The organism is Streptomyces taklimakanensis, from assembly GCF_009709575.1.
GTDB lineage: Bacteria > Actinomycetota > Actinomycetes > Streptomycetales > Streptomycetaceae > Streptomyces > Streptomyces taklimakanensis.
The window spans coordinates 4,626,686-4,649,075 of record NZ_WIXO01000001.1 but is presented as its reverse complement, the minus strand read 5'-3'; the positions used below and the strand labels follow the sequence as shown (position 1 = coordinate 4,649,075).

General features: G+C 71.3%; 20 protein-coding genes. 4 read left to right on the top strand and 16 right to left on the bottom strand.

Features of this window, described 5'->3' with window-relative positions:
- Positions 1-581: 581 nt before the first annotated feature.
- Complete coding sequence (locus F0L17_RS20550) at positions 582-878, top strand: ferredoxin (protein ID WP_155072204.1); 297 nt, start codon at positions 582-584, stop codon at positions 876-878.
- A 197-nt stretch (positions 879-1,075) separates the two neighbouring features.
- Here the strand turns inward: F0L17_RS20550 and F0L17_RS20545 are convergent, their stop codons facing one another.
- The 9 genes from F0L17_RS20545 to F0L17_RS20505 form a co-directional block, all read right to left on the bottom strand.
- On the bottom strand, positions 1,076-1,948 hold the full coding sequence (locus tag F0L17_RS20545; RefSeq protein ID WP_155072203.1) for an NAD(P)-dependent oxidoreductase: 873 nt from the start codon (positions 1,946-1,948) through the stop codon (positions 1,076-1,078).
- A gap of 919 nt (positions 1,949-2,867) precedes the next feature.
- The gene (locus F0L17_RS20540) at positions 2,868-3,839 is read right to left on the bottom strand and encodes a Gfo/Idh/MocA family protein (protein WP_155072202.1); all 972 of its coding nucleotides are present in this window, start codon (positions 3,837-3,839) and stop codon (positions 2,868-2,870) included.
- On the bottom strand, positions 3,839-5,224 hold the full coding sequence (locus F0L17_RS20535) for an NDP-hexose 2,3-dehydratase family protein (RefSeq protein WP_155072201.1): 1,386 nt from the start codon (positions 5,222-5,224) through the stop codon (positions 3,839-3,841). Before F0L17_RS20535 ends, F0L17_RS20540 begins: the two co-directional genes overlap by 1 nt.
- Positions 5,221-6,543, bottom strand: a complete 1,323-nt coding sequence (rfbH, locus tag F0L17_RS20530) for a lipopolysaccharide biosynthesis protein RfbH (protein ID WP_162466494.1) — start codon at positions 6,541-6,543, stop codon at positions 5,221-5,223. Before rfbH ends, F0L17_RS20535 begins: the two co-directional genes overlap by 4 nt.
- Positions 6,536-7,513 (bottom strand): dTDP-glucose 4,6-dehydratase, encoded by a 978-nt coding sequence (gene rfbB, locus F0L17_RS20525; protein WP_162466493.1) that lies wholly within the window; start codon positions 7,511-7,513, stop codon positions 6,536-6,538. The genes rfbH and rfbB overlap by 8 nt, the downstream gene beginning before the upstream one ends.
- Positions 7,510-8,577: a glucose-1-phosphate thymidylyltransferase gene (locus F0L17_RS27710; protein WP_155072200.1), complete on the bottom strand. Its 1,068-nt coding sequence runs from the start codon at positions 8,575-8,577 to the stop codon at positions 7,510-7,512. Before F0L17_RS27710 ends, rfbB begins: the two co-directional genes overlap by 4 nt.
- Before the next feature lie 18 nt (positions 8,578-8,595).
- Positions 8,596-9,390 (bottom strand): transposase family protein, encoded by a 795-nt coding sequence (locus tag F0L17_RS20515; protein ID WP_162466492.1) that lies wholly within the window; start codon positions 9,388-9,390, stop codon positions 8,596-8,598.
- A gap of 655 nt (positions 9,391-10,045) precedes the next feature.
- Positions 10,046-10,858: a hypothetical protein gene (locus tag F0L17_RS20510; RefSeq protein WP_155072199.1), complete on the bottom strand. Its 813-nt coding sequence runs from the start codon at positions 10,856-10,858 to the stop codon at positions 10,046-10,048.
- A gap of 450 nt (positions 10,859-11,308) precedes the next feature.
- On the bottom strand, positions 11,309-11,974 hold the full coding sequence (locus F0L17_RS20505; RefSeq protein WP_162466491.1) for a pentapeptide repeat-containing protein: 666 nt from the start codon (positions 11,972-11,974) through the stop codon (positions 11,309-11,311).
- Between the two features lie 389 nt (positions 11,975-12,363).
- On the opposite strand from F0L17_RS20505, the gene F0L17_RS20500 reads away from it, so the two are divergent.
- A complete protein-coding gene (locus F0L17_RS20500; RefSeq protein ID WP_155072197.1) occupies positions 12,364-12,750 on the top strand; it encodes a peptidoglycan-binding domain-containing protein in 387 nt (128 codons plus the stop codon).
- Positions 12,751-13,129: 379 nt separating this feature from the next.
- Here the strand turns inward: F0L17_RS20500 and argF are convergent, their stop codons facing one another.
- From argF to F0L17_RS20465, 7 genes are all read right to left on the bottom strand, one after another.
- Complete coding sequence (gene argF, locus F0L17_RS20495; protein WP_155072196.1) at positions 13,130-14,134, bottom strand: ornithine carbamoyltransferase; 1,005 nt, start codon at positions 14,132-14,134, stop codon at positions 13,130-13,132.
- Positions 14,135-14,302: 168 nt separating this feature from the next.
- Positions 14,303-15,544 carry an arginine deiminase gene (locus F0L17_RS20490; RefSeq protein ID WP_155072195.1) on the bottom strand — a complete coding sequence of 414 codons (1,242 nt, stop codon included), beginning with the start codon at positions 15,542-15,544 and terminating at the stop codon, positions 14,303-14,305.
- Positions 15,545-15,726: 182 nt separating this feature from the next.
- On the bottom strand, positions 15,727-16,674 hold the full coding sequence (gene mmuM, locus F0L17_RS20485) for a homocysteine S-methyltransferase (RefSeq protein ID WP_155072194.1): 948 nt from the start codon (positions 16,672-16,674) through the stop codon (positions 15,727-15,729).
- A 40-nt stretch (positions 16,675-16,714) separates the two neighbouring features.
- Positions 16,715-17,638 carry an LLM class F420-dependent oxidoreductase gene (locus F0L17_RS20480; RefSeq protein WP_155072193.1) on the bottom strand — a complete coding sequence of 308 codons (924 nt, stop codon included), beginning with the start codon at positions 17,636-17,638 and terminating at the stop codon, positions 16,715-16,717.
- 156 nt (positions 17,639-17,794) lie between these two features.
- Positions 17,795-18,298 (bottom strand): DUF6099 family protein, encoded by a 504-nt coding sequence (locus F0L17_RS20475; protein ID WP_238419495.1) that lies wholly within the window; start codon positions 18,296-18,298, stop codon positions 17,795-17,797.
- Positions 18,299-18,470: 172 nt separating this feature from the next.
- Positions 18,471-18,860, bottom strand: coding sequence for a nucleotide pyrophosphohydrolase (locus F0L17_RS20470; protein ID WP_155072192.1), 390 nt, complete (start codon positions 18,858-18,860; stop codon positions 18,471-18,473).
- A gap of 83 nt (positions 18,861-18,943) precedes the next feature.
- Complete coding sequence (locus F0L17_RS20465) at positions 18,944-20,209, bottom strand: AAA family ATPase (protein WP_238419485.1); 1,266 nt, start codon at positions 20,207-20,209, stop codon at positions 18,944-18,946.
- A 155-nt stretch (positions 20,210-20,364) separates the two neighbouring features.
- Between F0L17_RS20465 and F0L17_RS20460 the strand changes: the two genes are divergently transcribed.
- Together F0L17_RS20460 and F0L17_RS20455 are read left to right on the top strand one after the other, a co-directional pair.
- Positions 20,365-20,775, top strand: a complete 411-nt coding sequence (locus F0L17_RS20460) for a hypothetical protein (protein WP_155072191.1) — start codon at positions 20,365-20,367, stop codon at positions 20,773-20,775.
- Positions 20,776-20,945: 170 nt separating this feature from the next.
- On the top strand, positions 20,946-21,968 hold the full coding sequence (locus F0L17_RS20455; RefSeq protein ID WP_162466866.1) for a cation transporter: 1,023 nt from the start codon (positions 20,946-20,948) through the stop codon (positions 21,966-21,968).
- The last annotated feature ends 422 nt before the right edge of the window (positions 21,969-22,390 follow it).

Below are 22,390 nucleotides of genomic sequence, written 5' to 3'. Positions count from 1 at the left end.
CGATGGTCTTCTGTCCCGCCATGGCGACGTCAAGGCCCCGCTGAGCGACCAGCGGTTCGACAACGACGGCGAGGCCTGGGGCGGTGAGGAGTTCCGCGGCGACGGGATGGTCTTCGGCGCGGGTACGCTGATCGGCCGTATCCTCACCGTCCTCGACCCGCCGGACCACACGCGGGTGCGCGGGCCGGCGACGGGCGCGTTCACGCCGCGCCAGGTGGCGGCGTGAACGGAGCCGGTGGACCGGATCGTCGCCGCGTGTCCGGCCCGGCCGGAGGAGTCGGACCGGCCCCACGTGGTGGACTACGCGGGCCGCGTCCCGGCCGATGTGACGGAAGAGGTCCTCGGGTTCCCGCTGAAGCGTTTCGGCGAGACGCTCGACGCGATCGAGCGGGCGTTCCACGCCGCCCCCGATCAGGAAGCCGAGGTGGCCGCCGCGTTCGAGGAACTCGTGGACTACGGGCCGTGGACCCATCGTCGACGAACGCCGCACTCCGGGGGACGACCTCGCCTCGTACTTCGTCCAGGTCGGGGACGGAGAGGACCGGCTGTCGGAGAACGAGCCGGTCTCGCTGGCCGCCGTCATGATCACGGCGGGCACCGACACCATAAAGACAACCACGGCCGACAAGGCCGACACCCGCCGGGCGGCGTCCGGCAGGCGGATGCTGCTGTCGATCGACGCGGCAGCGTGCACGGGCGCCGGGACGTGCGAGGCGATGCACCCGGCGCTGTTCCGGGTGGAGCCTGCGGGCCACGCGGTGGTGAGCCGCGCCGAGCTGACCGGCCCCGCGGACGTCGAGGCCGCGACCGACGTCCTGGACGTCTGCCCGACGGAGGCGGTCCGCCCGACCTTTGCGGATCCGGTCGCGCGGTCCTGACACCGCGGCGGCCTCGCCTGCCCCGTTCGACGAAGAGGCGCCGCACCCAACCGCGTGCGGAACACGCGGTTGGGTGCGGCGCCTCTTCGTCGTGCCCTCTTCCTCGACCTGCTCGTGCCGAGGCCCTCCGGCGCCGTCGTCCGTGGCCGGAGGGCTCGTGGAGGTGTCCGATGGACACACGGCGAACGCTCAGGGCGTCATGCGGGCTTGCGCAACAGCTCGACGATGCTGGAGAAGCTGTCGGCCGCGTGGCCGGCATCCATCGCGCGGCGGAACAGGTCCACCACCGCGGCCTGGAACGAGGTGTCCACGCCCGCGTCGCCGATGGTGTGCATGACGTGCTCCACACTCGCCAGGCCCATCGCCAGGCGGTCGACGTCGCCCTCGTGGTTGCCGGCGTCGACGCGCTCGGCGTAGAAGCCGAGGAAGTGCGGCATGGCGAGCATGGTGTCGTTGGCGTGGGACAGGATGTCCGCCGCCTTCAGGCCGTTGGCGTCGGCGAGGGCGATCGCCTGCCAGTAGCTGAGCATGGACGGCCAGAACATCGCCATGCCGATCTGGTACATCAGGGCCGCGAGCCCCGGCTCCTCGCCGCGGAAGTCGGTGCCGGTGAGGATCTCCAGACTGGTGCGGTGCTTGTCGAAGGCGGCGCGGGGACCGCTGTAGAAGGTCTTCGACTCGGGCTTGCCGATACCGGCGGGCGGGACCGTCACACCACCCGTGAGGTGTGTGCCGCCGCGCTCGGTGATCCAGCGGGAACCGGCGCGCGTCTTCTCCGGGGTGTCGGAGCTGAGGTTGACGAAGACGTGGCCCGACACCGCGTCGGCCGCCGGCTCCAGGACTGCGTACATGGCCTCGTAGTCGGTCAGGCTCAGGATCACCAGCTCGTTGGCCCCGACGGCGTCCTCCACGCTCTTGGCGAGGACGGCGCCCCGTGCCACCAGATCATCGGCCCGGGAGGCGGTGCGGTTCCAGAGGGTGACCTCGTACCCGTTGTCGAGGTAGGTGTTGGCCATCGCCTGCCCCATGGGGCCGAGCCCGATGACGGTGACGGACTGGTTGCTGCTCATTGCGGAAAGGCCTCCGTTGGTCTGCTGTGTGTCACTACCGGAACGAGCGATCTACTGAGCGCCCGGCAAAAGTAGCACAGTTCTAGGACGAACGCTCTATTTAGTCGGAGCGGGGATCGGCACCGCGGATGGGCTTGGCACAGGTGCTCTTGCTCAGCGGAAGACCGGAGCCGCGGCGGACCCCCTGTCCCCGGACCTGCGCGGCCGAAAGCTCGTACGGGATGCCCTGCGCCTGGTCCAGCGCGAACCACTGCGGTCACTTGGCCGCGGCGGCGGACAGGCCGATGTCGCGACAGGGGCTCACCGACGGAACATCGCCGTCAACGGCCGCGCGCACCAACGAGGACGTCGCCGATGGAGGTGAGCGGATCGACGTGCTGCCCGACCGCACCGCCGGCGCGCTCCGAGCGTGGCTGCGCGGGCGTCCGGGGCGTCGAGGTCGTGCGCCGGAACGGCTCGGCCGCCTGCGCCGAGGCCACCCGCCGCGGCCTGCCCACAGACGCCGACTGGCCGCCGCCGTACGGTACTCCACCCGGCCTCCCCTCGCGCGGGAAGCGCCGGAGCCTCCACAAGGATCGCGACCGGCCCGCCCACACTGCTGTTGCCCACGGTCGTGCCGCGACCGTTCTCCAGCGTCGCCGTCGGCTCACGGCACGGACGGTCGGGAACCCCCTCGCGTCGGTGTCCGTGATCGGCCCGTAGACCCCGGACGACATCAGACGCAGCGCAGTGCGACCCCCGCCTGTGCCGGCGTTGCCCAAGGCCCCGTCCAGGCGACCGTACGACGGCCGCCGCACCCTCCCGAGCACAGGTCCGCGCCGTCGCCGCGCCAGCACCACTGCTCGCCCCCGTGGTCGGGACAACCTCCCCGACAGGGGCCTGGATGTGCCAGGAGCCTTTCAGCCCCCGGTGAGCCCGATCATGGTCTTGCCGCGACAGCAGCCCGTGTGGCGATCGCCTCCAGCAGAGCCGCCTGCCGGAGCACGGCCACATCGGGTGCCACCCCGCCGCGCACGGCGGCCACGAACGCCGCGACGGCCCGGGCGACCTGATCCTCCGCGGCCAGCCGTACCTCCGTGATCTCGCCGCCCCGCTCCAGGCGGAGCGACGGGATGTGGTCGGCGGGTGGCGTGAAGGCAGGCTCGACGGTCAGGCGCCCCCGACTGCCCGCGTACGTGTACACGCTGCGGTAGGCGTCGTCGAGACCGAAGGCGAGCTGGGCGCTCACTCCCGAGGGGGTGTGGAGCAAGGCCGCGCCCCCGGTGTCGACGTCCCACTCTGTGTCCCGTACGGCGACGGCACCGGCGACCCTCAGATCCTCGCCGAGCGCGAACAGGGCGGCCCGGACCGGGTAGACCCCGACGTCCCACAGCGCTCCACCGCCGAGGTCCGCGCGGTAGCGGATGTCGGTGTCCGGGCGCCGGGGAACCGTGAAGGCCGCCTGGAAGAAGCGTGGTTCCCCGATCGTGCCCGCCTCGACGAGCTCGCGTGCCCTGGCGTGCTGGGAGTGATGCGGGAACAGGACGTTCTCGACCAGGGCGAGCCCCCTCGTACGGGCGAGGTCGAGGAGGTCGGCGGTCTCGGCGCGAGTGGTGGCCAGGGGTTTCTCCGCGAGGACGTGCTTGCCCGCAAGCAGGGCCTCGCGAACCCAGTGTGCGTGAAGCCCCGCGGGCAGCGGGATGTACACCGCGTCGACGTCGTCGTCCTCCAGCGCGGCCGTGTAGCCGTGGAGGGCGCGGCAGCCGTAGGCGTCGGCCAGCGACCGGGCTCGGGCGTGGTCACGGCTGGCCACCGCCGAAAGGGCGATGTCGTCGCAGGCCGCGAACGCCGGCAGCATGCGTCGGCGGGCGAAGTCCGCGCAGCCGAGGACCGCCAGCCGCAAGGGCGGCATCACAGGCGCACCGCGCCGGTGTTGAGGAGCGAGAGCAGGGTGCGTGCCTGGACGTTCACGTAGTGACTGTGTCCCACCAGCCACCGCAGCTGTCCCGGGGTCACCCAGGCGTACCCGGGTGGAGCCTCCAGGGGAGCCTCGCTCTTGCCGGCGTCCACGAAGAGGTAGCGGCTCTCGGCGTTGAGGAAACGGCCGCCCTCCTCCGAGTGGAGTTTGTCGTACCGCACGCGTTCCGGGTCGGCCGACAGTACGAGGTCGAGGAAGGGGGGCCGGTCGTCGCCGATGCGGTCCGTGTGGTTGGTGGCGGTGTACTGGGCGGTGGGGGCCAGCTCGATTCGGTCGAGGAATCCGCCTTCGAGCTTGGCGTGCACCAGCAGGTGGGGCACGCCCCCGACGCGTCGGGTCAGGAAAGCGGTCACACCCGTGTCGCACGGCTCGAACAGGGGCTGCGACCAGCCGCGTACCTCCCGGTTACCGGCCTCGACGGAGACCGCGACGACACGGAAGTACCGGCCCTCCACGTGGTCGATGGACCACTCGCTGCGTTTCCAGCCCCTGACCTGTCCCAGCGGGACGCGCTCCGCACGGACATCGGTCTCGGAGCGCCGGGCGGTGAACCAGGAAAGCAGACCCGTGTCCGGCAGGAGCGCACCGGGTTCGTCGGAGGAGACGGGAGCGCAGGCCAGCACGGTGCGGGCGTCCATGTTCACCACGTTGTCGCGGCGCAGGAGTTCACCGATCCGGCCGAGGGTCAGCCAGCAGAAGTCCTCGTCGAGCCGTATCTCCTCATCGGTCTCCACGATCATGTTGCGATTGGCCTTGCGGTAGAACCACGCGCCGTGCTCGGACTGCAGGACGTCCACAAGGACCCGGCCTCGACCGGGGACCGTGAAGTGGTCCAGGTACTTCACGTCCGCGCCGCGGTGGACCTTGGTGTAGTTGCTGCGGGTCGCCTGCACGGTCGGGGAGAGCTGGAGCAGATTGCGGTTGCCCGGTTCCATCTTGGCCTGCATGAGGAAGTGGAGGACTCCGTCGAACTCCTTTGCCAGGATACCCAGGATGCCGACCTCGGGCTGTCTGATGATCGGCTGCTGCCAGTGCGCGTAGGGGCCGGTGTCGGTGTGGACGGACAGCCCTTCGACGGTGAAGAACCGGCCGCTGTGGTGGCCGAGGTTGCCGGTGCCGGGTTCGAAGGACCAGCCGTCCAGGTCCGCGAAGGCGATGCGCTGCACCCGGAAGTGGTGGGCCCGCCTACGGCCTTCGAGCCAGTCGTCGAAGTCCGCGGTGCGGAACACGGCGCCCTTGTCCGTGACATCCGCGGAGTACGCCAACCGCTCGGCGATCCGCACGTCCCGGCGCCGGTTCAGAGGTGGACTGATGCTCATCGACGCTCCTCCGCGAATGTCCTGATCGTGGCGATCACGTAGTCGAGCATCGGCTCGGTGAGTCCCGGATAGACCCCCACCCAGAAGGTGTTCTCCGTGACGACATCGGAGTTGGCGAGGTCGCCGACCACCCTGTGGGGCCTCCCCAGGTAGGCGGGGTGACGCGTGAGGTTTCCGGCGAAGAGCCGACGCGTGCCGATCTTGCGTTCCTCGAGGTGGTGGACCAGCTCGGCACGGCTGAAGGGGGCGTCGGCGTCCACGGTGATGACGAACCCGAACCAACTGGGCTCGCTGCCCGGAGTGGGTTCGGGCAGCAGCAGGTGCGGGACGCCGTCCAGCCCTTCGCGGAGCTGCCGCCAGTTGCGTTTGCGGGCTTCGATGAAGCGGTCGAGCTTGTCCGGCTGGGTGAGTCCCAGCGCGGCTTGCAGGTCTGTGGCCTTCAGGTTGTAACCGACGTGGGAGAAGATGTATTTGTGGTCGTACCCCTCCGGGAGCGTTCCCATCCGGTACTGGAAGCGCCTGAGGCAGGTGTTGTTCTTGCCCGGCTCGCACCAGCAGTCCCGGCCCCAGTCGCGCAGCGACTCGACGATCCGGGCGAGCTTCAGGTCGGAGGTCAGGACGCAGCCGCCTTCGCCCATGGTGAGGTGGTGGGCCGGGTAGAAACTGACGGTCGTGACGTCTCCGAAGGTGCCGGTGAGCTGCCCCCGGTAAGTGGAACCCACACCGTCACAGTTGTCCTCGATGAAGAAGAGGTCGTGCTCCCGGGCGATCTCGGCGATCTCGGCGGCCTCGAAGGGGTTGCCGAGGGCGTGGGCGATCATGATCGCCCTGGTCTTCGGGCCGACGGCTTCCGCCACGCGGTCCGCCGTGGTGTTGTAGGTGCTCAGTTCCACGTCGACGAAGACGGGGACGAGGCCGTTCTGCACGATCGGGTTCACGGTGGTGGGGAAACCGGCCGCGACGGTGATCACTTCGTCACCCGGCCGCAGCCGGCGGTGCTCGAAGAGGTGTGAGGTGTACGCGGACAGCGCCAGGAGGTTGGCGGAGGATCCCGAGTTCGTCAGGTGCGCCTTGCGGCGGCGCAGCCGGCGTGCGAAGGCGGACTCGAACTTCCGGGAGCTCGGTCCGGCCGCGATCCGCAGGTCGAGGGCGGCCTCGACGAGGGCTACCCGGTCCTCGGCCTCCAGAACGGCGCCGGAGGGCCAGATCTCCGTGACGCCGGGGACGAAGCCGTCGGTGTTCTGCTGGTCGAGGTGGTACTTGCGGACCTCGTCCAGCACCAGCGCCTTGTGGTCGTTCGTCGATCGTTCCTCAGCCACGGCCTCGCTCCATGGATGCCTTCCACCACTGCTCGTTGTCCCGGTACCAGACGACGGTCTCCGCCAGACCCGCGTCGAAGTCGACCTTCGGTGTGTACCCGAGCTCTTCTCGGATCTTGCTCTCGTCGAGCGAGTAGCGCTGGTCGTGGCCCTTGCGGTCCTCGACATGGCGGATGCTCGACCGGTCCGCCCCGCAGAGCTCCAGGAGCCGCTCGGTGACGGAGAGGTTGGTCTGCTCGTTGCCGCCGCCCACGTTGTAGATCTCGCCGGCGCGTCCCCGGGTGAGGACCAGCCGGATGGCTTGCGAGTGGTCGTCGACGTGCAGCCATTCCCGTACGTTGAGCCCGTCGCCGTACAGCGGGACCTGCTCGCCTTCGAGCAGGTTGGTGATGAACAGCGGGATGAGCTTTTCGGGGTGCTGGTGGGGGCCGAAGTTGTTGGAACAGCGGGTGATCGACACGTCCAGCCCGTGCGTGCGCCAGTAGGAGCGGGCGATCAGGTCGGAGGCGGCCTTCGAGGCGGCGTAAGGGGAGTTGGGCAACAACGGCCACTCCTCGGTCCACGAGCCCTCTGCGATGGAGCCGTACACCTCATCGGTCGAGACGTGCACGACCCGGCCCACCTTCGCGGCGAGACAGGTGTCGAGCAGGGTCTGGGTGCCGAGGACGTTCGTACGGACGAAGGCGTCGGCGAGGGAGAGCGAACGGTCGACGTGGGACTCGGCGGCGAAGTGAACGACGGCGTCGTGGCCGGGCAGCACCTCGAGAAGCAGGTCGCGGTCGCAGACGTCGCCTTCGACCAAGTCGAGGCGGGGGTGTCCCAGCGGGATGTTGTCGCGGTTGCCGGCGTAGGTGAGCTTGTCGAGGACGGTGACGCGGGCCTGTTCGTAGCCCGGGTAGCCGCCGACCAGCATGGTGCGGACGTAGTGGGAGCCGATGAAACCGGCTCCGCCGGTGACGAGTACCTTCACGCGGCCACCTCCACATGGGTGTGGTCGCCGACCACGAGGCGGTGGTGGGCCTCGGCGTGATCGCTCGGCCCGATGTTGGCGGAGCGGCCGATGAGGGAGCCGTGCAGACCGGGAACCCGGGTGATCGAGGCACCGGCCATGACGATGGAATCGGTGAGCTGGGTGGCACGCAGGACGCAGTCGCGGGCGACGGAGGTGTCGGGGCCGATCCGGCAGTCCTCGACCAGGGTGCCGGCGCCGATCACGGCCGGGCCGACGATCCGAGAACGCACCACGCGGGCGCCGGACTCGATGACGACCGGACCGATGAGTTCGCTGGTCGCGTCGATGTCCCCCTCAACGCGAGGGCGCAGCATGCCCAGGAGGTGCCGGTTGCACTCGAGGACGTCGTCCGCCTTGCCGGTGTCCTTCCAGTACCCGCCGTACTCACCCGCCTTCACGTCGTGGCCGTGGGTCAGCAGCCACTGGATGGCGTCGGTGATCTCCAACTCGCCCCGGGCACTGGGCTCGATGGCCGCGACGGCCTCGTGGATGGCGCTGGTGAAGAAGTACACCCCGATCAGGGCCAGGTCGCTGCGCGGCCGGCTCGGCTTCTCCGCCAGCGCGACCACGGCGCCCTCGGCGTCGAGTTCGGCGACGCCGAAGGCACGGGGGTCGGGCACCCTGTGGACGACTATCTGGGCGGCCGGACGGCCGGACCGGAACTCCTCGGCGATGGCGGTGATGCCGTCGGGCAGCATGTTGTCGCCGAGGTACATGACGAAGTCGTCGTCGCCCAGGAAGGGGCGCGCCAGCTCGACGCAGTGGGCGAGACCGCGCGGCTCGTCCTGGTGGATCGTGGTGACGCGCACGCCGAAGCGGGAGCCGTCGCCCAGGGCCTCGGTGATCTGCGCGGCCCGGTCGCCGACGATCACGGCGACCTCGGTCACACCGAGTGCGGCGATGTCCTCCAGGACATAGACGAGAACAGGTTTGTTCACGATCGGGATGAGCTGTTTCGGCATCGAATAGCTGAAGGGGCGCAGGCGTGTTCCCGCCCCGCCCGACAGCACCAGAGCCTTCATGGCAGTGAGGCTTTTCCATCATCGTTCTGAGCTGGCCAGATGCAGGGTGAGGACGGCCTGAACGAGGCCGGTGATGCGGGTGGTCGAGCACCGGAGCCTGCGCAGGAGGCGCCAGGACTTGAGGGTGGCCATGGCCTGCTCGACGAGGGCGCGGATCTTCGCGTGGGACCGGTTGACCGCCTGTTGACCGGTGGAAAGAGTCTCCCACCGCCCCCAGCACGGGGTGCGGACCGTGCGGCCGACGCCCCGGTAGCCCTTGTCGGCCCAGCAGGTGATGCCGACCTCGGCGAGGGCGTCGATGATGCCGTGCTCGCGGGCCGCGCGGACGTCGTGGACGGCGCCGGGCAGAGCCGGTGAGACCCACAGCAGCCGTCCGAAGGGATCGGCGAGAACCTGCACGTTCATCCCGTGCCTCTTGTGTTTCCCTGAGTGGAACGGCCGGTCGGCTGCGATCCGGTCGATCGGAAGCAGGGTGCCATCCAGCAGCACGAACGCCTTCGACGATGCCGCCCGGGCCGCGTCCGCGAGGGTGGGGGCGAGGGCGGCCAGGACCTCGACGGCCTCGGTGATGTACCGGTACGCGGTCGTGGTCCCGATGCCGAATCCGGCTGCGAGCCGGGCATGGGGGTGCCCCCGGCCGGAGGCTGGGGGAGGGTGGCCGTTGCGGAGATGGGCGAGGGTGAGCAGGGCCTGCCGGCCGGCACTCAGGCGCCGCCAGCGGGTGCCGAGCTCCCGACGGCGCTGACGGAGCTTGGCGGACAGGAAGCGCAGGGCAGAACTGGACACGTCGACGCCCGACGGGTGGACAGGCACACGAAGCCTCTGGTGGAGACGGATTTCTTGGTCGAAAACCCATCTACCAGGAGCTTCGTCCGTCTGTCACGCCAACTCCCCCGCTCCCGCAGCAGGTTGGAAAACGCTCACTGGCCCCTGAGGATCCGGGAACGGACGTCTGGTGGCCATGAAGGACCATCTCCACCACAGTTCAAGGCGGACGCGGTCGCGCTGTACCAGCCGCGCCCCGAGGCGACGATCCGGCAGGGCGCTGCCGATCTTGGCGTCTCCCCGAAACCCGGCGGAACGGGCTCACGACCCACCGGATCGCTCCGCCTCTGCGGGGCCGCTTTCGGTGCGCGAGCGAGTGAGCCGACTCGGGCTTGACAGCAAGGCTGACCAGTCAGTGGGGTTGGTCTCCGCGAAGGGGTCAGGCTCCTGGTGGATGGGGTGTCGACCGAGATCGATACTTCCGTTGGTTCTTTCGGCTGCATCAACCGGTATGAGCGTGAAAGATCCGAAAGACCATCCACGCAGGTCAGCGCCCCACAACCGGCCATCGCAGCAGGTTACGGGACTCACTGGTCTCTTCCGCGACATCCGAACGAAGCGATCCGCGGGGAGGGAACCGTACGGCCCCGTGCCCGGCGACGAAGGCCGGGTGCGGGGCCGCGACGGAAACAGGACCGGAGGGTCAGCCGAGCTTCTTCGCCTGGGCGTCGATGACCTCGGTCGGCTGTTCGTAGTCCTCGCCCTTGCCCACACCGAGCATGTTGAAGGAGGAGAAGGTGGCCAGCGTGCCGCCCTTGCGCACGACCGCCAGCTTGAACGGGGCGGGCTCGCCCTCCGCCTCGGCCGTCACCGTCCAGGCGAAGGCCTCGTCGCCGCCGGTGACCTTCCCCTCCTCGACGCCGATCACCTTCTGCTCCTCGCCCTTCACGCCTCCGGTGAACCCGCCGGAGCACGCCTCGGCGGCCGCGCGCAGATCGGCCACGGCCTTCCGCGCTCCCCCGTCCTCGTAGGAAGAGAGGGAGACGACCGTCGCCGTCACGTCGAGGGCCGAGTTCATCGCGTTCTCGAAGTTTTCGAGGTCCTCCTCGGTCAGCTCGCCGTCGCTCTGCGAACCGGTCTCCGCCGGCTTCTGGGGCTCCTGGGTCACCATGCGCTGGACGGTCGCCGCCGGGTCGCCGATCGGCACGCCCAACTGTGCGTAGGCGAGGAGCTCGCACTCCTTCTTGTCGGCGGAGACGCTCTCCGCGGGAGTGCTGTCCCCCGGGCCCAGCTCCTCGACCTTGTGACCGTCGACGTCCCCGTCGGCGAGCACGAGCTTCTCCAGTTCGGCGGCGGTCTTCACCTCGCTCGCCGGCTCCGCGGAGGCCGTCGTGTCGGCCTTGGCCTTCTCCTCGCCCCCGCCGTCGGACTCCGACCCGCCGCAGGCGGTGGCCAGCAGGGCCAGGGAGACCGCGCAGGCGGCGACGGCGGTACGGCGTATGGCGGTGGCTCGCATGGGCGTACGTTCTCTCCTGCTTCGGTGGACGATGACCCCGGCGTCGGGTCCGGTGGCCGGGGGAGATGACGGTGCTCCGGTCGTCGCGAGCCCGTGATCGGCCAACTTTAAGCCCGTGTGGCGCCCTCGCGACCATGGAATGCGAACCGGCGTTCGATCGTGATCATCACGTGATCGTTTCGAACGTCGGACGGTCATCCGCCATCAGCCACGACCGGGAAGACGGCGACGCGAAAGCCGCTCGGTCAGCTCCCGGGAGGCCTGCTCGGCGGCGTCCGTCCCCCCGCGGACTCCTGCCCGGACTCCGCCCGGGAGGCCCCCCGGGAACGTCATGCCCTGGGGGACCGGCCCGGGACGACGAACCCGTCGCCCCCCGCCGACCGCCCTTGTCCCCGGCCGGGCTTCGGGTCGCCCTCGCGCCCCCCCACCGGCTCGTCGCGGCGCCCCGCGTCACCGGCCGTCACGCACCTCGATGCCCAGCTCACGGGCGAGCGCGGGGGCCAGGTCCAGCAGTTGCGCCCCGTCGACGATCGCGCCCCGCAGGGAACCGTGCCCCGAGGCGACGCCCAGCGCGACCGCGCCGCGCAGGTCCACCCCCTTCATGCGCGCCCCGTCGAACCGCACGCCGTCCAGGGTCGAGCCCGGGAACGTGACGCCGTCCAACCGCGCCTCGGCCAGGTCCACGTCGCGCAGCAGGCAGTCCACGAAGTGGACGTCCCGCAGCGTGGCGGCCCGGACGTTGACCGAGTCGAACTTGCAGTTGAAGAACGTCACACGGCGCAACGCCGAACCGTGGACCTCCACCCCGGCGAGCATCCCGGAGACGACCTCGGCGTCCATCCAGCTCGTCTCGACCAGATCGGTGCCCACCCACCGCACGGTGTGGAACCACACGTCGTTGAACCGGACCCGGCGGCAGCGCCCGCCGGTGAAGGAGACCGAGGTGAAGGCGCACTCGGTGAAGCCGGCCCCGCCGCAGTCGACGTCCCGGAAGTCGTCACCGTCGAAGCGGAGCGTGTCGTGGGTGAGATCGCGCTCCGGCTCGCCGCCGAACGGTTCGAGGTACTCCGCGTACGGCAGGTCGTCGAGGTCACGGGGGGCCGGTGAGGTGGGCACGGCGGGCCTTCCGATGCGGGGACGCGTCGCGCGCACCCTATCCACGGCCACTGACAACGGCGGCCGAACGCGGTGGCCCGGTGCCCGGAGCCCGACGGGACGGTGTCCACGACCGTTTCCTTCACGCCACCCAGGGAGCCGTATGGGGTTTTCGGAAAGAACCACCCACCACCACGGGTTTTCCGGCGTCCCGCCCACGCTTTTCCCCGGCTGCCTCCCCGCTCTCCACCGGGCGACGTCGGAACGGACCGGCGCGAACCGTCGGGGAGCGGGGCCGGTATTTTCCGCTCGGACGGCGACGCGGCCGGATCGCCCCTTTCCGCGACACGGGGACCGTCACTAGTTTTTCCTGCGCCAGATCCGATTCCGTCCGATCAGAGAGAATCACGATGAGGCGTTTCCGTCGCTCCACCGCCACCGCGGCCGTCGTCACGGCCCTGGTCGCCGGAGCCACCACCCTGTCGATGTCCACCGCCTCCGCCGCGCCCGTCATAGAATCCGTCCCCGCGGAGAAGGCCGGGGCGCTCGCCTACTACTGCGGCTACCACGGCGCCGTCACCCCGCCCACCATCTCCCAGGGCAGCACGGGCAACGCCGTGCGCGAGGCCCAGTGCCTGCTGAGGTTCTGGGGCTTCAGCGTCGGGTCCAGCGGCGTCGACGGCATCTTCGGTTCGGCGACCAGGGCGGCCGTCGTCGACTTTCAGCGCACCTGCCGGATCTCCGCCGACGGCATCGTCGGTCCGGTGACCTGGAACCGGCTGCGCAACGGCTGCTGACCCGTCGTTCCCGAACGACCCACGTGGTCCCGGAGCACTCCGGGGCCACGCTCCCGTGTCCGCCCGCGGCCGGAAGGAAAAACGCCTCCCGGCGTCCTCGTTCTCCCCGCGACCCACTCCCTCGTGAATTCGAAACATTAGGCGGTTCGACGACTTCGGCGGCGTCGAACATTTCGACACCGTGCCCCCTTGTGATTTCCGGGATGCTCGTCCGATCCCGAACGGGCAGCCGCATCGAAGTGCCTCCTCGCTCCGGAGCCACGACCGTTTTTCGGCCCCATGTTTCGGGAACACGGACACCACCTTCTTCGCCGCCGTGTTCTCTCGCGCCCTCCCCGGGTTCGGGATTTCGTCCGGCGAGGGAACGACCGGTCCGCGCTCAGGCCCCGGCGAGGGTGGCGACCATGACCGCCTTGATGGTGTGCATGCGGTTCTCGGCCTCGTCGAAGACGACCGAGTGCTCGGACTCGAACACCTCGTCCGTCACCTCCAACGACTCCAGGCCGTACCGCTGGTGGATCTCCCGGCCCACGGCCGTACCCAGGTCGTGGAAGGCGGGCAGGCAGTGCAGGAAGCGGACCGCCGGATTGTCGGTGGCGCGCAGCACGTCCATGGTGACGGCGTAGGGACGCAACAGTTCCACGCGCTCCTCCCAGACCTCCTTGGGCTCCCCCATCGACACCCACACGTCGGTGGCGACGAAGTCCGCGCCGAGCACGCCCTCCTCGACCTTCTCGGTGAGGGTGACGCGGGCACCGGTGCGCCCGGCCAGGGAGCGGGCCACGGCGACCACCTCCTCCTCGGGCCACAGGCCCCGGGGGGCGACGATGCGGACGTCCATGCCCAGCAGGGCGCCGGTGACCAGGTAGGAGTTGCCCATGTTGTTGCGGGCGTCGCCGAGGTAGGCGTAGGCGATCTCGGGCAGCGGCCGATCGACGTGTTCGGTCATGGTGAGCACGTCGGCCAGCATCTGGGTGGGGTGCCAGTCGTCGGTGAGCCCGTTGTAGACGGGCACGCCCGCGTGGGCGGCCAACTCCTCGACGACCCGCTGACCGCTGCCCCGGTACTCGATCGCGTCGTACATCCGCCCCAGCACCCGGGCGGTGTCCTTCACCGACTCCTTGTGGCCGATCTGGGAGCCGGACGGGTCGAGGTAGGTGGTGTGGGCGCCCTGCTGGGCGGCGGCGACCTCGAAGGCGCACCGGGTGCGGGTGGAGGTCTTCTCGAAGATCAGCGCGATGTTCCGCCCGCGCAGCCGCTGCTCCTCGGTGCCGGCGCGTCGGGCCGCCTTCAGCTCGGCCGCCAGCTCCACCAGCCGACGGAACTCCTCGGGGGTGAAGTCCAGTTCCTTGAGGAAGTGGCGGCCCGTGAGATCGATCGCCATGGGGGCTCCTAGAGAACGGTCGGGGACGACGGAAGACCGGAATACTATACGTACAGCCGCATCACTATGCGCCCGGGTTCGCCTTCCGGCCGTATCCTCGCACCGAGCCGCGCGCCCCGCCTCCCGGCTCCGCCCGACTCCACCGGGCACCACCACGGCGCCGAGCCCCTACACCGCGTCGCGTTCGATCGGGCAACTCATGCAGCGCGGCCCGCCCCGGCCCCGTCCCAGCTCGCTGCCGGGGATCGTGATGACCTCGATCCCGTGTTTGCGCAGATGGGTGTTGGTGGTGGCGTTGCGCTCGTAGGCGATGACGACCCCCGGCTCGACGGCCAGCACGTTGCAGCCGTCGTCCCACTGCTCCCGCTCGGCCGCGTGCACGTCCTGGGTGGCGGTGAGCACCCGGATGCCGTCCAGACCGAGCGCGGCGGCGATGGCCCGGTGCATGTGCTCGGGCGGGTGGTCGGTGACCTTCAACTCCTTGTCCGACCCGCCCGGCTCGATGGTGTAGGAGCGCAACATGCCCAGCCCCGCGTACTGGGTGAAGGTGTCCCCGTCGACCATCGTCATCACCGTGTCCAGGTGCATCAGAGCCCGCTTCTTGGGCATGTCCAGGGCCACGATGGTGCGGGCCGAGCCCGCCGCGAACAGGCCGCGGGCGAGCGCCTCCACCGCCTGCGGAGTGGTCCGCTCGCTCATCCCGACGAGCACCGCGCCGTTCCCGATCACCAGGACGTCCCCGCCCTCGATGGTGGAGGGGTGGTCCGCCTGCCCCTCGGACCACACGTGGAAGCCCCGCTCCCCCTCCCCGCCCGGGGACGCGAAGAGCGGGTGGTGTCGGTAGATCGCCTCGAAGTGGACGGTCTCGCGCCGGCGCGCGGGCCAGCGCATGGGACCGATGGAAACCCCGTCGTACACCCAGGCGGAGGTGTCGCGCGTGAACAGGTGGTTGGGCAGCGGGGCGACCAGGAAGTCGTCGATGTCCATCACGTGGAAGCGGACCGAGACCGGTTCCGGATGCCGTTCCAGGTACTCCCGTTTGGTCATGCCGCCCACCAGCGCCTCGGCCAGCTCGGCGCCCGACATCCCGTCGAAGACGGCTCGCAGGTGGTCGGCGGCCAACGGCCCGTACTCCTTCTCGTGGAAGGTCCGGTCCAACACGAACGAGCGCGCGGCGGGGACCTCCAATACCTCGGTCAGCAGGTCGCCGAACAGGTGCACCTCCACGCCCCGGTCGCGCAGCACGTCCGCGAAACCGTCGTGCTCCTGCCGGGCCCGCCGGACCCACAGCACGTCGTCGAAGAGCAGATCGTCCCGGTTGGACGGGGTGAGCCGTTTCAGTTCCAGGTCGGGGCGGTGCAGGATGACGTGCCGCAGGCGCCCGACCTCGGAGTCGACGTGGAATCCCATGTCCCCATCCTGACCGCTCCGCGCCCCGACGAACCTCGACGAACCGGCACGGACACCCCTCCGGCGTCCCGCCCGTCACGGCGGTCACGGACGCGCGGTGGGGGCGGACGCGCGGTGGGGCCGGCCCGACCCCGTCCCCCGCTTCCCGTCATCCCGGCGAGATCGGCGCTTGGCACACTTTTTCAGTCGCCCACCCGGCCCCCGTCCCGGTCCCGGCCGTCCCGCTCCACCGCCCGGGCCACCCGGGCGATGTCCTCGGGGCCGACCCGGCAGCAGCCGCCGACCAGCCGGGCGCCGTCGCGCACCCACCGTCGCGCGTCGGCGGGGTCGAAGGCGGCCGGACCCGTCCAGGTGCCGCTCCGCGCGTCCCAACCCTCGCCGCTGTTGGGGTAGACGACCGCCGGTTTCCCGGTGGTACGGACGGCCAGGCGTACGGCTCGCGCGGCGTCGCGGGGGTCACAGCAGTTGACGCCCACCGCCACTACCCGGTCGTTCCCGGCGGCGACGGCGAAGGCGTCCGCCAGCGGCTGTCCGGCGCGGGTGCGCTCTCCGGCGACGGTGTACGACAGCCACACCGGCACCCCGCAGCCCTCGGTGGCCCGCAGCAACGCCTCGGCCTCGTCGACGTCCGGCACCGTCTCCAGTGCCAGCACGTCCGGGCCGGCCTCCGCCAGGGCCTCGACGCGGGGTCGGTGGAAGCGCTCCAGTTCGGCGACGCTCAGTCCGTAGCGGCCGCGGTACTCGCTGCCGTCCGCGAGCACCGCCCCGTAGGGGCCGACGGAGGCGGCCACCCACACCGGTCCGGCCGCGGCGGTGTGTCGGGCCGCGGCGCGGGCCAGGGTCACGCTGCGGCGCAGCAGGGCGTCGGTCTCCGCCCGGCCCAGGCCGCGCCGGGCGAAGCCGCGGTAGGAGACCTGGTAACCGGCGGTGATGAGGACCCGCGCCCCCGCTCGCAGATAGGCGGTGTGGGCCGCCCGGACCTGCGCGGGGTCGTCGGCGAGGAGCCGGGCCGACCACAGGTCGTCGGAGAGGTCGCAGCCCTGTGCCTGGAGCTGGTTGGACAGCCCGCCGTCGAGGACGACCGGGCCGTGGGCCAGGGCGTCGGCGAGCGGGGGTGCGGGAGGGGTCATCGCGTCGTCATGCGGTCGATGTGCTCACCGGATCGTGCCGTCACGTCAACTGGCTCTGCACCTGGGAGGAGATCAGCTCCAGGTGGTCCAGATCGTGCAGGTCGAGGATCTGCAGGTAGATGCGGGAGGCGCCGATCTCGGCGTAGCGGCCGATCTTGTCGACGACCTCGGCCGGGGAGCCGGCCAGTCCGTTCTGCTTCAGCTCCGCCACCTCGCGGCCGATGGCGGCGGCGCGGCGCGCGACCTCGGCGTCGTCCCGCCCCACACAGGCGACCAGGGCGTTGGAGTACACCAGGTCGTCGGCCCCGCGGCCGTGTTCCTCGGCGGCGGCCCGCACCCGGCCGAACTGGCGGTCGCTGTCCTCGACGGAGGCGAAGGGGATGTTGAACTCGTCGGCGAAGCGCGCGGCCAGGGCCGGGGTGCGCTTGGCGCCCAGACCGCCGATGAGGACCGGCACCTTCTCCTGTGCGGGCTTGGGAAGGGCGGGCGAGTCGACCAGCCGGTAGTGGGTGCCCTCGTGGGTGAAGGTCTTGCCCGGCTCGGTGCCCCACAGCCCGGTGACGATCTCCAGCTGCTCCTCCAGACGGGAGAACTTCTCCTTGGGGAAGGGGATGCCGTACGCGGTGTGCTCGGCCTCGAACCAGCCCGCTCCCAGCCCCAGTTCGACGCGTCCGCCGGACATGGCGTCGACCTGCGCCACCTGGATGGCCAGGACGCCCGGCAGCCGGAAGGTGGCCGCGGTCATCAGGGTGCCCAGGCGGATGCGGTCGGTCTCCCGGGCGAGGCCGGCCAGGGTGATCCAGGCGTCCGTCGGGCCGGGCAGCCCGTCGACGTCCCCCATCTTCAGGTAGTGGTCGGAGCGGAAGAAGGCGTCGAAGCCCAGGTCCTCGGTGGCCTTGGCGACGGTGAGCAGGGTGTCGTAGTCGGCGCCCTGCTGCGGTTCGGTGAAGATGCGCAGATCCATGTCTCCCATCCTGCACCTTCGCCGCTCCGGCCCGCTCCTCGCCCCGGGCACGTCCCCCGGTGGCCACTCCCGCGGGCGTCCCGTCGCCGCCTCCTCTGCGCCCCGTGCTCCGCGCGCCGTGGTTTCCGGTGGGGGTCGGGGCCCGCCCCCTCCCGCTCATCCCTCCTGCCGCGCCGCGGCGCGGATCGCGTCGCCGGGCGGGGGCGCGCGGCGGAGGCGCCGGCCGCACCGGGCCAGGCGCCGGATGATCGCCATCGCCCTGTCCCCGCACTCGTCGGCGGCGTCTATGCCCTCGATGCACCGCCAGTACGTTCCCTCCTCCGCGTCGACCGCGAGCCGCACCAACGCGCCCCCGGTCTCGTCGAGCAGTCCGCAGAGATCGCGCAGGGCGGCGAGCAGATCACGGATCTCCGTCATTCCGGCCGCGCGCGCCCCGTCGGCCGGATGACCGGCGCCGCGCAGCGACCCGCAGGCGCGGCCGCCGGCCTCGCACAGCCCGCCGGCCTGGGTCCGCACCTCCGGGGGGCCGGCCGTCACCAGGTGGGCTCCGACCGCCTCCGCGAGCGCCTGCGCCTGCCACGCCTCGGTAAGGACGTCAGCGGCTTCCTTACTGTGCGCGAGCGCCCGACGCGTGTCCTCAATGAGTGGTACCGCATCCATCCACCTTTTCCCTCCGTAACCGTCCACTACCCAGAGTGATACCCATGGGGCGGTCTGGCTAGTGACCTGGGGAGGACTGTGGAGAAAATCGACACTGTGGAACGCTCCGCCACTCCGAAGCGTGACGATTGGTCCGGCCGCGCGCGTGACCGGAGCCGTCCGTCTCAGCGCCTCACGCGGACGTGTCGTCACTCTCCGCAACGGGGAAGCGCCGCTCGTTCCTTTCGATCTTGTCCGCCAGCGCCTCGGTGACGTCGATCCCCACCACCTCGCAGAACTGCAGGAGGTAGGCGAGGACGTCGGCCACCTCGTCGGCCACCCTCGCCGCCCGCTCGGGATCGGCCATGACCCGCGCCGACTGCTCGGGCGTCGCCCACTGGAAGATCTCGACCAGCTCGGCGGCCTCCACGCTCAGGGCCGCGGCCAGGTTCTTGGGGGTGTGGTAGGGCTGCCAGTGCCGTGCCGCCGCGAACTCGGCGAGCCTGCCCTGGAGTTCCCCCAGCCGGCCGTCCGGCCGTCCGCTCCTCCGCGCGCCGTCGCCCTTCGTGCCACCGTCGTCCATGCCCCTGGTCTACCAGACCTTCCGCGCGCGCCCGCGCGTCGGAGGTCCGGGCACCGGGGGCTCGGGCACCGGGGGCTCGGGCGTCACGTCCGGGCCCCCACCACGCCGTCCACCGCGCCGTCCACGGTCTCCTTCGCCGCCCGGTCCGCCGCTCCGTCCGCCGCTCCGTCCGCCGCCCCGCGCCGAGCCCCCGCGTCCAGGCGCACCAGCCGCGTGCCGGGCACCCCCGGGACCGCGGAGGCGTCGTACAGCGTGCCCAGCAGCCGGATGTGGCCGCGCTCGCACATCCGGGCCGCCAGACCCAGCAGTTCCCGCCGCTGTCGGGCGTCCAGGCAGCGGTCGAGGCCGTCGACCAGCAACGTCAACGCCTGGTGCGCGTCGGGCACCTCCCGCACCGGGTCGACCTCCAGCACCCCGGGCCCGGTCAGCAGCACCAACGCGAGCGCCAGGTAGCGCAGTTGCCCGTCCCCGAGCCGGTCCACCGGGGTGGGCTCCAGCCCGTCACCGTGGTCCACCAGCGCACGCACCATGCCCGTGCCCCCGCGTTCCACCCACGGCTCCGTCGACAACTCCGCCACCGGGAGTGCCAGTCCGGCGCGCACCGCCTCCAGCAGGGCCGCGTGCCGGGTGCGGCACTCGGTGCGGGTGCGCGCCAGCACCGCGGCGAGGTTGTCGCAGCCGCCGCGCAGCAGACCGTCCGCGGCGCTCGCGGGCGCGCGCATGGTCTCGGGGCGCGGATCGCAGGCGAAACCGGCGCGCAGTGCGGGCACCACCTGTTCCACGGCGGCGAGCACCCTCCGCTCCCCCTCGGTGGCGCCCGCCACCCGCAACGGCAGCAGGGCGGTGCCCAGCCGGTCGTCGGGCAGCGGGGCGCGGGAGGTCCGACCGGCCCCTGCGGCGTACCACTCGGCCCGCACCGCGCGCCGCGCCGGATCGCGCAGCGCGGTGGAGAGCAGGGTGCGGCCGTCGGCCCCGGTCAACCGCTCGCCCGCGATGCGCAGCTCGGGTTCGGCCTGGACGGCGAGGTCGAGTCGGACCGGACCCGCGGGCCCGTCCACCGTGCACCCCAGCCGGAAGCCGCGTCTGCCCTGGCGGTCCCGGGGGGTGCCGCGCGGCACGTACGCCGTCGGCCCGCCCGGTCCTCCGCCGAAGACCTCCTCCAGGCTCTCGCCCCCGGCGAGCCGGGTCAGTGCCCCGTAGGCCTCCAGCACCGTGGACTTGCCGCTGCCGCCGGCTCCGGCCAACAGGGTCATCGGGGCCAGGGGCAGCCGCAGCCCGCGGTGTCCTCGGAAGGCGGAGAGCCGCAGTTCGGTGACGACGGGCCGTCGTGGGGCCCCGTTCTCGGTCATGATCCGGACGGTAGCGGCGTTCCGTCGCGCCGAACCGTTACGGCTGTCCGGATTTCCTACGATCAGGCGACGGCGCCCTCCCCGGGTGACCGCGACATGGCGCGGAAGGAGCAGTTCCCCTGACGGACGGCGCCCCGACCCCCTAACGTACGCGCATGCCGCACCCCGCCGACCGGTACTACGCGCCGAACCTGACGCCCGACGAGGTACGCGCACAACTCCGGCGCGACCACCTGCTCCTGCGCGCCTGTCAGGCCTCGCTGGGCCTGGTGGGCAGGGACGTCCTCGGCCTCGCGGTCGAGCCGCGACCGGGCGAGGTCGTCCTCCACGCCGCCGTCGTGCGGGAGACGCCCGACGCGGTCCGGGACCTGCACGACATCGCCTCGGAGTTGAAGCTCCTCCTGGTGGGCGGACCCGACGACCGGTCGGACATCACCACCCAGGTCCACGTCGGGCTGCCGTGCCCCGCGTCCTGGCCCGGTCACGACCACGCGCTGGTGTACCTGGCCAAGTGGGACGAGGCCACCGCGGCCGAGGAGGAGCGGGAGACGATGGCGGAGGCGTGACCACCGCCCCCTGTCCCCGCCCCCGCCCTTCCCCCCTGTCGTCCGATTCGTTTCGGTCGTGTTCCGTGGTGGGCGCGGGGTAGGCGGGTGACGCCGCCCGGCCGACCGGGCGGCGTCAGTCGTCCGTCACGACCCGGCGTGTGTTCGGGGGGAGGGAACCGGTGTCCTCGGTGCTGACCGGGAGTTGGGGTCCGGGATGGAGCGTCGGGATCTTCGTCCTGGCCGCGGCTCTCACGGTGGTGTGCAGCGTGCGGCTCGCCGCCCTGGGGGACACGCTCGCCGACCGGACGGGGTGGGGCGAGGCGCTGTTCGGCGCCGTGTTCTTCGGTCTGATCACCTCTCTGTCGGGGATCGTGATGACGGCGGTGAGCGCCGCGGCCGACCGGCCGGGGCTGGCGTACGGCAACGCGGTGGGCGGGATCACCGCGCAGACCCTGGCGGTGGTCGTCGCGGACGCCTTCCACCGGCGCGCCAATCTGGAGCACGCCGCGGCGTCGATGTCGAACCTGTTGTTCGGCTGTCTGCTGACGGGGCTGCTGGGCGTGGCGCTGTTGGCGTCCTTCAGTCCGGAGGCGACGCTGTGGGGGGTGCATCCGGCGTCGGTGGCGCTGGTGGCCTTCTACTGGGGTGGCATCCGGTTGATCCGGGACCACGACGAGCCGATGTGGCGCGCGGTCCGCACCCGGGATACGGTTCCGGACGTGCCCGACGACGAGCCGTTGCGGCACGGACGCGTCCGGTTGTGGGGGGAGTTCCTCGGGATCGCCGGCCTGGTGGTGGTGGGCGGTTGGGCCGTCGCCCGGGCGGCCGGGGGCATCCTGGACGCCACCGGGCTGAGCGCGGGACTGGTGGGCGCGATCTTCATGGGCGGGGTGAACGCGCTGCCCGAGACGGTGGCGGCCGTCGCGGCGGTGCGGCGCGGCGCGGTGACGCTCGCGGTGGCGGCGATCGTCGGCGGGAACTGTCTGGACGTCCTCAACCTGGCCGTCGGCGACCTGGCCTTCCGCGGCGGGTCCCTCTACCACTCCGCGGACACCGACCATCTCTTCCTCACCAGCGCGTCCCTGGTGATGACGACCGTGCTGCTGGGCGGGCTGCTGGTGCGTCAGCGACGCGGCTGGCTGGGACTGGGCTTCGACGGGGCGCTGCTGCTGACGATCTACCTGAGCACTGTGGCCGTCCTGGCCTCCTGAGGGCTCAAAACTCTCCCGTCCCTCCCGGCCCGCGCCGGTCGGACGCGGGAGGGGAGAGGCCGGAAGAGGGGAGGGAAATTCCCCGAATCCCCGGAGGAATCCACCGGGCTTGTCCGCTCCGCTCCGAGTGGTGGTGGTGTACCCGCCTCCCGCCGCCCCCCTTTACCGCCACATTACCCGCACGGCGGAGATCAGCGCCCGATCCGCGCGAGGAAGCAGAAGTGCGCGTACGCCCCGACAAAGGCAGAGCAAACCGCCCGGAAGCGGTCGGTGTGCCGTTTTCTTCAATTGTCGAAACCTCTGACGGCGCGCCCGGGAACCCGCGTTTCGCGTTGCCGCACCGCTCCGCCTCTCCTCCGCCCCACCAGCGGATACGCTCGTGGGCGGCGCGTCTTCCGCATCTCGGTCGGCCGGCCCCGGAT

Coding starts and splice junctions, on each gene's coding strand:
- F0L17_RS20550 (WP_155072204.1), top strand. CDS start 582: ATGATCACGGCGGGCACCGACACCATAAAGACAACCACGGCCGACAAG.
- F0L17_RS20545 (WP_155072203.1), bottom strand. CDS start 1,948: ATGAGCAGCAACCAGTCCGTCACCGTCATCGGGCTCGGCCCCATGGGG.
- F0L17_RS20540 (WP_155072202.1), bottom strand. CDS start 3,839: ATGCCGCCCTTGCGGCTGGCGGTCCTCGGCTGCGCGGACTTCGCCCGC.
- F0L17_RS20535 (WP_155072201.1), bottom strand. CDS start 5,224: ATGAGCATCAGTCCACCTCTGAACCGGCGCCGGGACGTGCGGATCGCC.
- F0L17_RS27710 (WP_155072200.1), bottom strand. CDS start 8,577: ATGAAGGCTCTGGTGCTGTCGGGCGGGGCGGGAACACGCCTGCGCCCC.
- F0L17_RS20510 (WP_155072199.1), bottom strand. CDS start 10,858: ATGCGAGCCACCGCCATACGCCGTACCGCCGTCGCCGCCTGCGCGGTC.
- F0L17_RS20500 (WP_155072197.1), top strand. CDS start 12,364: ATGAGGCGTTTCCGTCGCTCCACCGCCACCGCGGCCGTCGTCACGGCC.
- argF (WP_155072196.1), bottom strand. CDS start 14,134: ATGGCGATCGATCTCACGGGCCGCCACTTCCTCAAGGAACTGGACTTC.
- F0L17_RS20490 (WP_155072195.1), bottom strand. CDS start 15,544: ATGGGATTCCACGTCGACTCCGAGGTCGGGCGCCTGCGGCACGTCATC.
- mmuM (WP_155072194.1), bottom strand. CDS start 16,674: ATGACCCCTCCCGCACCCCCGCTCGCCGACGCCCTGGCCCACGGCCCG.
- F0L17_RS20480 (WP_155072193.1), bottom strand. CDS start 17,638: ATGGATCTGCGCATCTTCACCGAACCGCAGCAGGGCGCCGACTACGAC.
- F0L17_RS20475 (WP_238419495.1), bottom strand. CDS start 18,298: ATGGATGCGGTACCACTCATTGAGGACACGCGTCGGGCGCTCGCGCAC.
- F0L17_RS20470 (WP_155072192.1), bottom strand. CDS start 18,860: ATGGACGACGGTGGCACGAAGGGCGACGGCGCGCGGAGGAGCGGACGG.
- F0L17_RS20465 (WP_238419485.1), bottom strand. CDS start 20,209: ATGACCGAGAACGGGGCCCCACGACGGCCCGTCGTCACCGAACTGCGG.
- F0L17_RS20460 (WP_155072191.1), top strand. CDS start 20,365: ATGCCGCACCCCGCCGACCGGTACTACGCGCCGAACCTGACGCCCGAC.